Here is a 12,860-nt window from a genome sequence, read left to right on the forward strand (position 1 = left end):
GGTGTACCGGTCACCCGTCGTGAATTCGCCTCAGGCGAAGGGTCCCGCCACCGCGGTCAGTTGCGCTTGGGTCGTGCAGATTGCCGGAATGCCAGATGCAGTGGAGAAGTTCCGGGGACCGTACAGCAGGCCGCCTCTCGCGACCCCCGGACGTGCCACCCTCCCCCGTGCCCGCACGCCGTTGTGAAGCGGCTGTGCAGACGCCGACAGGTATAGTCCACTTGCCGCCAACTGAGCAAGATCGAATGCATGGTTGAGCGGCAGTCTTTCCCGAGTTGAGACCTCACGGACACCTCGGCACCGCGCGCCCGCGCGCGGAAACACCGTTTTCCGCAATACGGTCGAATCGTCGGCGCGAACCCCACGCAACACCCTTGACACACGCAGCCACTTGCCTCCCTACTGGAACTCATATCCCGCAATGACAACGTTGTCCTAGCATGTCCCCGGGAGGAACGGCTCCGTATGCAGCCCCTACGTGGTCCTCAGCACGGCTCGCGCCACAGACACAGCCACTCCGCCGCGGTCCTGGCGGCCTCTGTCGTCATGGCCCTGGCAGCCCCCACCGCAGCCCTCGCCCAGCCGGCCGGCGCCGCACAGAAGCCGTCCGGCGAAACGTCGTTCAGCTCCTCGTTCGAGGCCGACGAAAAGCAACCGGACTGGCGCAACACCGTCGAAGAAGGCGCCGACGGCAAGAAGAGGGCATCGGGTGTCGACGGCGGATTCGCCGCCGGAATACCGGGCAATGTCACCGATCAGGTCACGGATCTCCGCGCCAGCGACGAGAACACCGCCGGTGGCGAGGTCAAGGAGAACCTGACCGACCTGGAACCGGGCAGCAAGTGGCTGGCCTTCAAGCCCACGGGCTGGGTCGAGTTCGACCTCGCCGCACCCACCAAGGTGGTCACCTACGCCTTGACGTCGGCCAACGACCACGACGAGCGGGACCCGAAGGACTGGACTCTGAAGGGGTCCGCCGACGGTAAGACCTGGACGGATCTGGACACCCGCACGGACCAGAGCTTCGCCAAGCGCCTGCAGACCACGTCGTACGACTTCAGCACGGACACGGCCTACCAGCACTTCCGCCTGGAGATCACGAAGAACAACGGCGCCTCCGACGCCCTCCAGCTCGCCGACGTCCAGTTCTCGGACGGGGACACCTCCGCCCCGGCCCCCGACGACATGCGCACCCAGGCGGACCGGGGCCCCTCGGGCTCCCCCACCGCCAAGCAGGGCGCCGGGTTCACCGGGAGGAAGGCCCTGCGCTACGCGGGTACGCACAAGCCGGACGGCCGCGCCTACTCGTACAACAAGGTGTTCGACGTCAACACGGCGGTCACCAAGGACACGCAGCTCTCGTACCTGGTCTATCCCCAGATGAACGAGACGGACCTCGACTACCCCGCGACGCACGTGGCGGTGGACCTGGCGTTCACCGACGGCACCTACCTGAGCGAGCTGAAGGCCACCGACAGCCACGGCGGGCTGCTCACCCCGCAGGGCCAGGCGGACGCCAAGCGGCTGTACGTGAACCAGTGGAACAAGGTCGCCTCGCGCATCGGCACGGTGGCCGCGGGCAAGACCGTCGACCGGATCCTGGTGGCGTACGACTCGCCCAAGGGCCCGTCGAAGTTCCAGGGGTGGGTCGACGACATCGCGATCGCGCGGAAGGCCCCGGAGAAGCGCAAGGCGCACCTGTCGGACTACGCTTCGACGGTGCGCGGCACTAACTCCAGCGGCGGCTTCTCGCGCGGCAACAACTTCCCCGCCACCGCGGTCCCGCACGGCTTCAACTTCTGGACGCCGGTCACCAACGCCGGTTCCACGAGCTGGCTGTACGACTACTCGCGCGGCAACAACGACGACAACCTGCCCACGCTTCAGGCCTTCAGCGCGAGCCACGAGCCGAGCCCCTGGATGGGCGACCGCCAGACCTTCCAGATGATGCCGTCGGCGGCGTCCGGCACCCCGGACGCGTCCCGCAAGGCCCGCGCGCTGCCGTTCCGCCACGAGAACGAGACGGCGACCCCGCACTACTACGGGGTGACGTTCGAGAACGGCCTCAAGGCCGAGATGACGCCCACCGACCACGCGGCGCGGATGCAGTTCACCTTCCCCGGTGACGACGCGAGCCTCGTCTTCGACAACGTGTCCAACGACGGCGGTCTCACCCTCGACGCGAAGAGCGGTTCCTTCACCGGCTACTCCGACGTGAAGAGCGGCGGCTCCACCGGGGCCACCCGCCTCTTCGTATACGGCTCCTTCGACGCCCCGGTCACGGACAGCGGCAAGCTGAAGGGCGGCGGCGGTGACGACGTCACCGGCTTCTTCCGCTTCGACGCGGGCAAGGACCGCAAGGTCGGTCTGCGTCTGGCCACCTCGCTGATCAGCGTCGACCAGGCGAAGAAGAACCTCGCCATGGAGCTTCCGGCGAAGACCTCCTTCGACAAGGTGAAGAAGAACGCGCAGAAGGCCTGGGACAAGATCCTCGGCAAGGTCGAGGTCGAGGGTGCGAACGCCGACCAGCTCACCACGCTCTACTCCAGCCTGTACCGGCTCTACCTCTACCCGAACTCGGGCTTCGAGCAGGTCGACGGCAGGAGCACCTACGCGAGCCCCTTCTCGCCGCAGACCGGCACGGACACCCCGACCCACACCGGCGCGAAGATCGTCAAGGGTGAGGTCTACGTCAACAACGGCTTCTGGGACACCTACCGGACGACCTGGCCGGCGTACTCCTTCCTCACCCCGAAGCAGGCCGGCAAGATGGTCGACGGCTTCGTCCAGCAGTACAAGGACGGTGGCTGGATCTCCCGTTGGTCCTCCCCGGGCTACTCCGACCTGATGACCGGAACCAGCTCCGACGTGGCCTTCGCCGACGCGTACGTCAAGGGTGTCGACTTCGACGCCGAGGCGGCGTACGACGCGGCGGTCAAGAACGCCACGGTGACGCCGCCGTCCTCGGGCGTCGGCCGCAAGGGCATGGACACCTCGGTCTTCACCGGGTACGCCAACACCTCGACGCACGAGGGCCTCTCCTGGTCGCTGGAGGGCTACCTCAACGACTACGGCATCGCGCAGATGGGTCAGGCGCTCTACAAGGAGACGAAGAAGGCGCGCTACAAGGAGGAGTCCGAGTACTTCCTCAACCGCGCCCAGAACTACGTCAAGCTCTTCGACGACAAGGCCGGCTTCTTCCAGGGCAAGAAGGCGAACGGCGACTGGCGTCTGCCCTCCGACCAGTACGACCCCCGCGTCTGGGGCTACGACTACACGGAGACCAACGGCTGGGGTTACGCCTTCACCGCCCCGCAGGACAGCCGGGGCCTGGCCAACCTCTACGGCGGCCGTGACGGCCTGGCGAAGAAGCTGGACACGTACTTCTCCACCCCGGAGACCGCCGGACCCGAGTTCGTCGGCTCGTACGGCGGCGTCATCCACGAGATGACCGAGGCACGCGACGTGCGGATGGGGCAGTACGGCCACAGCAACCAGGTCGCGCACCACGCCACGTACATGTACAACGCCGCCTCGCAGCCCTGGAAGACCCAGGAGAAGGTCCGCGAGGTCCTCGGCCGCCTCTACACCGGCAGCGAGATCGGCCAGGGCTACCACGGCGACGAGGACAACGGCGAGCAGTCGGCCTGGTACCTCTTCTCCTCGCTCGGCTTCTACCCGCTGGTCATGGGCAGCGGTGAGTACGCGATCGGCTCACCGCTCTTCACGAAGACGACCGTGCACCTGGAGAACGGCCGCGACCTCGTCGTCAAGGCACCGAAGAACAGCGCGACGAACATCTACGTCCAGGGCCTGAAGGTCAACGGCAAGAAGTGGAACTCCACCGCGCTGCCGCACGACCTGCTCGCCAAGGGCGGCGTGCTGGAGTTCGACATGGGTTCCAAGCCGTCGGCGTGGGGCACGGGCAAGAAGGCGGCCCCGGTCTCCATCACCCAGGACGACGAGGTGCCCGCCCCGAAGAGCGACGTGCTCAAGGGCGACGGCGCGCTGTACGACAACTCCTCCGCGACCTCGGCCACGGTCGAGTCGGTGGAGCTGCCGGCCGCCGCGGGCACGAAGGCGGTCCAGTACACGCTGACCTCGGCCACCGCGGCGAAGGCCCCGACGGGCTGGGTGCTGCAGGGATCGACGGACGGGAAGTCCTGGAAGGACCTCGACAAGCGGTCCGGCCAGACGTTCGCCTGGGACAAGCAGACCCGGGTGTTCTCGGTGCAGGCGCCGAAGGCGTACGCGAAGTACCGGCTGGTGAGCACGGAGGCGGCGACGCTGGCGGAGATCGAGCTGATCTCCTGACGGGCTGACCGGAGTTACGCGGCCGGGGGCCGGTCATCCGCATCCGCGGGTGGCCGGCCCCCGGTGGCATGGTGCTCGGCATGTCCCCTCGGATACGGATCACCGGACGCGCGGCAGCCCTGGCGGCGAGTCCGGCCACCGGGCTCGCCACGGCCCTCGCGCCGGCCACCGTCACCGCATCGGACAGGGTCGCTCCGAGCCTGGAGGACTGCCGCGCGCAGCATGGCCGTGCACAACGCGGGTGCCCTGGTGGGCAGTGCGTGGGCCGTCGGCTGCGGGTCGGCCGCCGGACCCCTGACGCGCTGTCAGCCATGGCCCGGCAGGGGCGTGGCCGCGCCCGTCCGCCCCCGCCGCCCGGCTTCCGGGCGGCTCCTACCTGGTAGGACAACGATCCGTGTGGGCCAATCAGGGTACTTTCGCACCCTTTTACGGTGTCCTGACACATTCTTCGGATGATCCATGGCATCCCTTAGGCGATCAGGTGATCAGTACGACAATCATCTCGGCTTGAAGGAGACCAGCATGCGTAGTTCCGCTTCCCTCCGCTCCCGCAGCATCCGCATGGGCACCACCGTGGCCGCTGCGGTCGCCGCTGCCGGCGTCGTAACCCTGGCCGGAGCCCCTGCCGCGCTCGCGGCCCCCGGTGACAGCGGTGACATCGACATCAGCTCCCTCGGCTGGCACTCGCGCGGTGACCGCAACGGGGTCGAGGTCTGCCAGTTCGCCCTCGAGGCCAACAACTTCTCGGCGCTCCCCTCGGTCCTCTGGACGATCACCAAGCAGCCCCCGTCCGACCCCCCGGCCACACTGTCGGCCACCCTCCCCCTCGTCGAGGGCAAGGCCCGCAGCCAGGAGTACCTGCTCCCGGAGGGCACCTACGAGCTGTTGTGGGTCACCCCCTCGGGCCAGAAGACGAAGGGCTTCGAGGTCGACTGCTCCGAGCGCGGCCAGGGCGGCAACCGCGCGGAGGGTGAGGGCCGGGACTCGTCCTCGTCGTCGGAGAAGCACCACGAGAAGAAGTACGACAAGCCGTCCGGCGCCGTGCCCGCGGGTGGCGGCGGCGTCCCGGACATGGAGAGCGTCAGCTCCGAGGGTGAGTCGAACGTCGGGACCTCGGCCGCTCTGGTCGCCGGTGCCGCGGGCATCGCGGGGCTGATCATGGTCCGTCGATCCGCACGCCGCCGTGCCCGCAACGAGGCCTGACACACGCGGCCGTCGGCGCCGACGGGGTCCGAGCCGTGCATGCCGGCTCACGATGACCCTGTGCGTCACCTTCTCGCTGGTGACCGGCGTCGTGTGGGCGAGCTCGGACTCGCCCGAGGACGCCTCGTCGGTCACCTCCGCCCGCGGCAGCGATGCCGCGGGCGGAGGGTCGCCGCCGTTCCGGAGGGCACCGCACAAGCCGCCGGAGAAGGTCCCGGCCTCGCACGCGCCGCTGGTGCACTCCCGCCCGCTGAAGGTCGCCATCCCAGCGATCTACATCGAGGCCCAGGTCACCGGCCTCAGCCTGGACAAGAAGGGCCGGCTCGGCGCCCCGCCGCTGAGCAAGCCCAAGCTGGTGGGGTGGTACGGAAAGGGGCCGTCCCCCGGGGAGGCGGGTACGTCGCTCCTCGTCGGCCACCGGGACACCGCGACGGGGCCCGCCATCTTCCTCAACCTCAACGTCCTGCGCCGGGGTGACACCGTGAAGGTCACGCGGGCGGACCGCCGGATCGCCGTGTTCACCGTCGACGAGGTGAAGACCTACACGAAGGACAAGTTCCCCGACGACAAGGTGTACGGCACCACCGGCCGTCCGGAGCTCAGACTCATGACATGCGGCGGACGCTTCGACAAGAAGAACGGCTACTCGGCCAACGTCGTCGTCTTCGCCCACCTCACGTCACTCAAGAAGAAGGCGGCCTGAACCGGGCACGCCGCACGGAACCGGCCGGTACCTCGGGGGCGAGGTACCGGCCGTTCGCTGCGCCGACGCCGCCGTGGGTGACGTGCGCTAATCTCCTCGCACACACGTACGGAGGGGTGGGCATGGGACGGACTGGACAAGGGCTACGACGGACCGCCTGGGCCGCGGGCGCCATCGGGGCACTGCTGCTGGTGGGCCCCGTGGTGGTGTTCGGGACCGGCTACACGGCGGCGAAGGTGTCCGGCAGCGCCATGGAGCCGACGTACTCCGTCGGCGATCGCGTCCTCCTCGAGCGGATCGACGCGAGTGAGGTCCGCCGTGGAGACGTGGTGCTGTACAGGGAGCCCGAGCGCTACGAGGGCCTCGCGGTCCTGGGACGGGTCATCGGCGTGGGCGGCGACCAGGTCGCGCAACAGCCGGGCGGACCCGTCACGCTGAACGGATCCCCGCTCACCGAAACGTACGTGAAGGACGGCGACCCGGCCGGCACGCCGTCCGGCTACGACGTGGTGGTCCCCGAGGGACGGCTCTTCGTGCTCGGCGACTTCCGCGCCGACGCCAGGGATTCCCGCTCCTTCCTGGACGACCGGTCGGGAACCGTCGCGTCCACCACCGTCCTGGGCCGGGCCCTTCATGACCGAGGCGGGCCCGCGGGACTGGGGCTGGCGATGCTCCTCGGCCTGCTGCTGGCCATCACCGCGCTCGTGTCGGGGATCGCAGCACGGGGCGCGCGGATGCGGAACCTGCCGACCGGGATGCCGGTGCGGCCGCTCACCTGACGCGTCGGGCGGGATCCGATCGCGGTCGGCACCCCGCACGGGGCGCCGGTACCGACCGCTGCGTGCCGCGCGCTCAGCCCACCCTGCAGCCGAGCTCGAGTGCGGAATCCGGGGCGCCACCCTCGGAGACGTAACCGAAGGTCGTGGATTCACCGGGGTCCAGCGAACCGTTCCAGCCCGCGTTGTGGACCATCACCTCCTGCCCCTGCGCCGTCATCGCCCCGCTCCAGAGGCTGGCGACGCTCTGCCCTGTGGGCTGCGTCCACTCCACCATCCAGCCGAGCATCGGCACCGTGCCGGAGTTGGTGACCTTCACCTCGGACTGGTAGCCACCGCTCCAGCTTCCGGTCGTGCTGCGCGTGGCGGTGCAGGTGCCGGGCGGGGGCTCGGTCGGATTGGTGCCGGTGCCGTCCTTGACTCCGGTCACCTCTCCGTTGCCACCGTCGAACACCACGTCGGAACAGGAGTAGAAGGTCTCCTGGCTGTCGGAGCGCTGCCACACCATGTAGATCACGTGGCGGCCCTCCTTGCCCTCGGGCAGCGCGCCGGTCCACTTGTAGTCGGCCTCGACCGTGCCCGGGCTGCCGTTCAGCGGCGGGTGGTCGATGGAGAGGAAGGGGGACCCCTCCACGTCGTCCCAGGTCAACGCCTGAGTGGGGTCGTAGCCGTCCTTGGTGATGTAGACGTGGAACCAACCCGGGTGCGCGGCCCAGGCGTTGTACGAGAAGTCGATGGTCGACCCCTCGGTCAGGTGGGTCACCGGCCAGTCCGCGCTCGGCTTGTCGAACCCGGTGAAGTTGGTGTTGCCGCCGCTGCACAGCTCGCCGTCGGGCACGAAGCCGCGGGTACGGCCGGCGCCGTCGGAGCGCAGCACGGAGAACCAGTTGTAGAACGGAGTGGTCCCGCTCTCCTGCGCGGCGGACTTGCAGGCGGGGTTCACGGGCTTGATCTCACCCGTGTCGGTCAGCCCGTCCTGCCAGCAGAGGAAGGTCCGGCTGGCCGGCTTCATGGGCGTCCCGTGCGCCTCGGCCCTATCCCCTGCCGTGAGGACGAGCCCGAGGGCGGGGATGGTCGTGAGCAGTGCGAGCAGGGTGAGGAGGACGGCTCTTCGACGGGTGCCGGCCAGTAACCGGTGTCTGGACAGTTGGATCACGATGTACGTCCCTTCGCTGCGGCGCCGGGTGGGGCCGAATGCGGTGCAAGCTTGGGAGCGCTCCCATAATCGGAGGCTAGCGCCGAGCCCAAACCATGTAAACGCCCTACGCGGAAAGGCTTCTGACACTCTTCCGAGTGACTTCGACCGCCGGGGAACATACGGGGGCGGGGTAACCGCTAGCTTCCGGACCATGCCACTGCCGAAGGACCTGGACCCCTACGCCAACCCCCGCGCCTTCTACGGCGCGGAGCTGCGCCGCCTCAGGGAGGCCGCCGGGCTGTCCCAGAACGAGCTGGGCGAGCGGGCCTTCTGCTCGGGGGCGTACATCGGGCTCTTCGAGGCGGCCGAGCGCCGGCCACAGGTGGACATCTCCCGCGCGCTGGACGAACTGCTCGGCAGCGGCGAACACCTCCAGCGGCTCTGCCAGTTGGCGCGGACCTCAAAGGTGGCGGGATATTTCGCGGATGCTGCGGAGCTCCAGCTTCAGGCGTCGTCCATCGGGAGCTTCAACTCGATGCTCGTCCTGGGCCTGCTGCAGACCGAGTCCTACGCGCGCGCACTCACCCGGTCCGCACACCCGTTCGCCGGCCGGGAGGTCATCGAGGGGCATGTCCGCACCCGAATGGAGCGGACGTCACTCCTGGACTCACCCACCGCGCCCGTGCTCTGGCTGGTGATTCACGAAGCCGCCCTGCTCGTGCCCGTCGGCGGGAAAGCCGTGATGGCCGAGCAGCTCGTCCACCTTGCCGAACAGACCGCGTCCCGCCCCCGGCTCATCACCCAGGTACTCCCGTTCTCCGCCGGGGCACATCCCCTCCTGCATGCGTCGATGACCCTGATGCAGTTCACCGAGGCTCCTGCCGTCGTGTACACGGAGGCTGCGTACAGCGGTCAACTCGTCGAAGAACCCGCTCTGGTGGAGCAGCACAGCTCCGCCTACGATCTGGCCAGGGCTGCCGCTCTGTCGCCGGAGGCATCCCTGGACCGGATCGCCTCAGCGGCAAAGGAGTTCTTGACGCCATGACCACCACGCCTGAACTGAGTACAGCTGCCTGGCGTAAGGCGTCCTACAGCAATGGCGACGGCGGCGAGTGCCTCGAAGTCGCGGACGGCTTCCCCGGCCTCGTCCCCGTACGCGACAGCAAGACCCCCGACGGTCCCGCCCTCGCCTTCCGTGCCGTCCACTGGGCGCACTTCGTCAACGCCCTCAGGGCCGGCTCGCTCTGACGCCGGTCAGGCGATCGCGTTGAACAGCTTCTCCGGAAGGGCCATGTTCAGCGCGGTGACGACCGGCTTGTCGTGTTCCGTGCCGAGGCGGGAGACCGCCCCCGTGGCGAGCTGGAAGAGCGCCCCGCTCGCGGGCGTGAGTCGCAGGTAGCGTGCGGTGAGCACACGCAGGAAGTGCGAGTGGGCGACCAGCGCGATGTCGGCCTCGCCGAGACGGGACGCCGCCGCACGGACCTCCGCAAGGATCCGGTCCGCCCGGTCCCCCACCTCCTGCGGGCTCTCCCCCGGGTGCTCCTCGGGGCCTGCGGCGACTCCGTCGGTCCAGAGGTTCCAGTCGGGGCGGGTGCGGCGGATCTCGACCGTGGTGATGCCTTCGTACGCCCCGTAGTCCCACTCCCGCAGATCCGGTGTCTCGCGGGGCGCCGTCAGTCCCGCGAGTTCGGCGGTGCGGCGGGAGCGCAGGAAGGGGCTGACCAGGGTGAGGCCGATCTCCCGTTCCGCGAGGAGCGGCACGAGGGCACGGGCCTGACGCTCCCCGAGTTCGGTCAGGGGCAGGTCGGTCCAGCTCGTGTGCTGCCCGGACCGGGACCACTCGGTCTCGCCGTGCCGGATCAGGATCAACTCGCCCATGGATACTTCCGCTCTGTGCGCCGTATGCGTACGTGTGTGCCACTGGTGCCAACCTGCCGGCCCACGATCGCATTCCGTCCCGCCGGGCGCGGGACGGCTCGCCCGGGGCGGCCGCCGGACCGGGTGCTCCGGCGGCCTGCCCCGGGTGCGGGATCAGCGGCTGACGGCCGTCAGGCCGGTCCGCCGACGACCGTGACCGTGTAGGGCCGGTCCGTGGCCGTCGTGACGTGGACCTCGCCACCCTCGTAGGCCACCTCGTACGTGGCCGCCACCGCCCCCGTGCGGTCGGGGACGGTCACCGTGCGGGTGAAGTCGCCCGTGCCGGCGGGGACGAACACGCGGAGTTCGAGGCCGTCGAGCCACTCGCCGTCCGGACGGGACTCGTCCGCACCCAGTGGCAGGACCGCGCCCTGGCGGACCAGCAGGGGCAGGCTGTCGAAGCCGTGGGTCTCGCGGCGCCAGGCGGGGCCGGTGACCGTGTCGCCCGTCAGCAGGTGGGTCCAGGTGCCCTCGGGCACGTAGTACTCGACCTCGCCGTCGTCGGTGAAGACGGGAGCGACCAGGACGTCCGGGCCCAGCAGGTACTCGCGGTCCACCGAGCGGGCGGTCGGGTCGTCCGGGAACTCCAGGAGCAGCGGACGCATCGTCGGGACGCCCGTGCGGTGCGCCTCGACCGCGACGCCGTACAGGTACGGCATCAGGCGGTGCTTGAGGCGGGTGAACTGCCGTGCCACGTCGACCGCTTCGTCGCCGAACTCCCACGGCACGCGGTAGGACGACGAGCCGTGCAGCCGGCTGTGCGACGACAGCAGACCGAAGGCGAGCCAGCGCTTGAAGACGGCCGGGTCGGGAGTGCCCTCGAAGCCGCCGATGTCGTGACTCCAGAAGCCGAAGCCGGACAGGGACAGCGAGAGTCCGCCGCGCAGGGACTCCGCCATGGCCTCGAAGGAGGACCAGCAGTCGCCGCCCCAGTGGACCGGGTACTGCTGGCCGCCGGCGGCGGCCGAGCGGGCGAAGAGCACCGCCTCGCCCTGACCGCGCTCCTCCTCCAGGAGCTCGAAGACGGCCTTGTTGTAGAGGTGCGTGTAGTAGTTGTGCATGCGCTCCGTGTCGGAGCCGTCGTGCCAGACGACGTCCGTCGGGATGCGCTCGCCGAAGTCGGTCTTGAAGCCGTCGACGCCCTGGTCGAGGAGGACCTTCAGCTTGGCCTGGAACCAGGCGGTTGCCTCGGGGTTGGTGAAGTCGACCAGCGCCATGCCGGCCTGCCACTTGTCCCACTGCCAGATGTCGCCGTCCGGGGTCAGGACGAAGTAGCCCTTCTCCGCGCCCTCTTCGTACAGGGCGCTCTTCTGCCCGATGTACGGGTTGATCCAGACGCAGATCTTCAGGCCCTTGTCCTTGAGCCGGGCGATCATGCCCTCCGGGTCGGGGAAGACGGCCGGGTCCCACTCGAAGTCGCACCACTGGTATTCGCGCATCCAGAAGCAGTCGAAGTGGAAGACGCTCAGCGGGATGCCGCGCTCCGCCATGCCGTCGACGAAGGAGGTGACGGTGGCCTCGTCGTAGGAGGTGGTGAAGGAGGTCGTGAGCCAGAGGCCGAACGACCACGCCGGGGGGAGGGCGGGAAGGCCGGTGAGGGCCGCGTACCGGGAGAGGACGTCCTTCGGCGTGGGGCCGGCGACGACGAAGTACTCCAGTGTCTGGTCCTCGACGCTGAACTGCACCTGGCCGACGGCCTCGGAGCCGACCTCGAAGGAGACCTTGCCGGGGTGGTTGACGAAGACACCGTAGCCGCGGGAGGAGAGGTAGAACGGGATGTTCTTGTAGGCCTGCTCGCTGCTGGTGCCGCCGTCGGCCTGCCACATGTCGACGGTCTGGCCGTTCTTCACGTACGGCGTGAACCGCTCACCGAGGCCGTGGACGGTCTCACCGACACCGAGGGCGAGCTGGGCGAACATGTGGTGGCTGCCGTCGTCGACGGTGGCGAACGCGCTGCCCTTACGGCCGGCGGAGGTCAGGGTCCGGCCGTCCGCGTCGAGGAACTCCAGCCCGAAGGTGCCCTCGGTGGGGAGCCGCAGGGTCAGCGGGCCGCTGGTCAGCTCGGCGGTCGCACCCTCGGTCCGGGTCGTGGCGGAGGACCGCGTCGCGGCACCCGGCAGTTCGAAGTCGGGGCCCTTGCGACGCTTGCCGGCGTGGTGGGTGAGGCGCACCGCGATGACGCCCTCGGCGGGGGCGTGGGCCTCCACGGTGATCAGCGGGGCGTTCAGCGTGTCGCCGCGGCGCTCGACGCGCTTGACGGCGGCGTAGGCGGCGAGTCGGTCGTCGTCGAGGCGGACATCGCGGACTTCCGTGGCGTACGAGGCGTGCACACCACTGCGCATCTGCCAGAAGCCGTCGGTGAACTTCATGGGGGTGGTCCTTAGCCGATCAGGAGGTGCTGGGCGGGACGTCAGGGCGCCTGCGGCAAGCGCGGCTGCGGGTCCTCTCGGTTTTGATCGTACACAAAACAAATGTGACGGCCAGAGCGGTAAGGCGACGGGAATTTCCGGATTGCCCCGAAGGCCGAGCAACAGGAAGCGGCATCGGATCTGCCATGTTGGCGCCACGTGATCGACACGTCACGGAAATGGTCTAGAAACCATGAGCGGGATGGCGTATTAGTACTGCAAGCAAACAAATTGGCTGGTCGGGCGCATCGCCGCCTGGGCCTGACGTCGACAAGAGGCTGTGCAATGTCGGACCGCTTCACTCCCACCCCTGCGGACAGGTTCACCTTCGGTCTGTGGACCGTGGGCTGGCGTGGCAACGACCCGTTCGGGGACGCGACGCGTCCCGCGCTGGACCCGGT

At 69.1% G+C, this 12,860-nt stretch carries 9 protein-coding genes and 1 pseudogene; 7 read left to right on the plus strand and 3 right to left on the minus strand.

The window, feature by feature from the left end; genetic code table 11:
• Positions 1-465 precede the first annotated feature (465 nt).
• The 4 genes from JOC24_RS22840 (at position 466) to lepB (ending at position 6,999) form a co-directional block, all read left to right on the plus strand.
• A complete protein-coding gene (locus tag JOC24_RS22840) occupies positions 466-4,314 on the plus strand; it encodes a GH92 family glycosyl hydrolase (RefSeq protein ID WP_205022237.1) in 3,849 nt (1,282 codons plus the stop codon).
• A 522-nt stretch (positions 4,315-4,836) separates the two neighbouring features.
• The gene (locus JOC24_RS22845) at positions 4,837-5,517 is read left to right on the plus strand and encodes a hypothetical protein (RefSeq protein WP_205022238.1); all 681 of its coding nucleotides are present in this window, start codon (positions 4,837-4,839) and stop codon (positions 5,515-5,517) included.
• A 52-nt stretch (positions 5,518-5,569) separates the two neighbouring features.
• A complete protein-coding gene (locus JOC24_RS22850) occupies positions 5,570-6,220 on the plus strand; it encodes a class F sortase (RefSeq protein WP_205022239.1) in 651 nt (216 codons plus the stop codon).
• Between the two features lie 122 nt (positions 6,221-6,342).
• Complete coding sequence (gene lepB, locus JOC24_RS22855) at positions 6,343-6,999, plus strand: signal peptidase I (RefSeq protein WP_205022240.1); 657 nt, start codon at positions 6,343-6,345, stop codon at positions 6,997-6,999.
• Positions 7,000-7,072: 73 nt separating this feature from the next.
• Here lepB and JOC24_RS22860 read toward each other — a convergent pair whose 3' ends face one another.
• Entirely contained in the window at positions 7,073-8,152 is a 1,080-nt protein-coding gene (locus JOC24_RS22860) for a lytic polysaccharide monooxygenase auxiliary activity family 9 protein (protein WP_205022241.1), read from the minus strand.
• A 193-nt stretch (positions 8,153-8,345) separates the two neighbouring features.
• Here JOC24_RS22860 and JOC24_RS22865 point away from each other — a divergent pair, with 193 nt between their 5' ends.
• Positions 8,346-9,179 (plus strand): helix-turn-helix domain-containing protein, encoded by an 834-nt coding sequence (locus JOC24_RS22865; protein WP_205022242.1) that lies wholly within the window; start codon positions 8,346-8,348, stop codon positions 9,177-9,179.
• Positions 9,176-9,382 (plus strand): DUF397 domain-containing protein, encoded by a 207-nt coding sequence (locus JOC24_RS22870; protein WP_205022243.1) that lies wholly within the window; start codon positions 9,176-9,178, stop codon positions 9,380-9,382. The genes JOC24_RS22865 and JOC24_RS22870 overlap by 4 nt, the downstream gene beginning before the upstream one ends.
• A gap of 6 nt (positions 9,383-9,388) precedes the next feature.
• Here the strand turns inward: JOC24_RS22870 and JOC24_RS22875 are convergent, their stop codons facing one another.
• Positions 9,389-10,012 carry a histidine phosphatase family protein gene (locus tag JOC24_RS22875; protein WP_205022244.1) on the minus strand — a complete coding sequence of 208 codons (624 nt, stop codon included), beginning with the start codon at positions 10,010-10,012 and terminating at the stop codon, positions 9,389-9,391.
• Between the two features lie 170 nt (positions 10,013-10,182).
• Positions 10,183-12,420, minus strand: coding sequence for an alpha-xylosidase (yicI, locus tag JOC24_RS22880; RefSeq protein WP_205022245.1), 2,238 nt, complete (start codon positions 12,418-12,420; stop codon positions 10,183-10,185).
• 324 nt (positions 12,421-12,744) lie between these two features.
• Here yicI and JOC24_RS33465 point away from each other — a divergent pair.
• A pseudogene (locus JOC24_RS33465) lies at positions 12,745-12,860 on the plus strand (xylose isomerase); the annotation flags it as partial.

Source organism: Streptomyces sp. HB132, from assembly GCF_016909575.1.
Classification (GTDB): domain Bacteria; phylum Actinomycetota; class Actinomycetes; order Streptomycetales; family Streptomycetaceae; genus Streptomyces.

Coding starts and splice junctions, on each gene's coding strand:
- JOC24_RS22875 (WP_205022244.1), bottom strand. CDS start 10,012: ATGGGCGAGTTGATCCTGATCCGGCACGGCGAGACCGAGTGGTCCCGG.
- lepB (WP_205022240.1), top strand. CDS start 6,343: ATGGGACGGACTGGACAAGGGCTACGACGGACCGCCTGGGCCGCGGGC.
- JOC24_RS22870 (WP_205022243.1), top strand. CDS start 9,176: ATGACCACCACGCCTGAACTGAGTACAGCTGCCTGGCGTAAGGCGTCC.
- JOC24_RS22865 (WP_205022242.1), top strand. CDS start 8,346: ATGCCACTGCCGAAGGACCTGGACCCCTACGCCAACCCCCGCGCCTTC.
- yicI (WP_205022245.1), bottom strand. CDS start 12,420: ATGAAGTTCACCGACGGCTTCTGGCAGATGCGCAGTGGTGTGCACGCC.
- JOC24_RS22840 (WP_205022237.1), top strand. CDS start 466: ATGCAGCCCCTACGTGGTCCTCAGCACGGCTCGCGCCACAGACACAGC.
- JOC24_RS22845 (WP_205022238.1), top strand. CDS start 4,837: ATGCGTAGTTCCGCTTCCCTCCGCTCCCGCAGCATCCGCATGGGCACC.
- JOC24_RS22850 (WP_205022239.1), top strand. CDS start 5,570: ATGACCCTGTGCGTCACCTTCTCGCTGGTGACCGGCGTCGTGTGGGCG.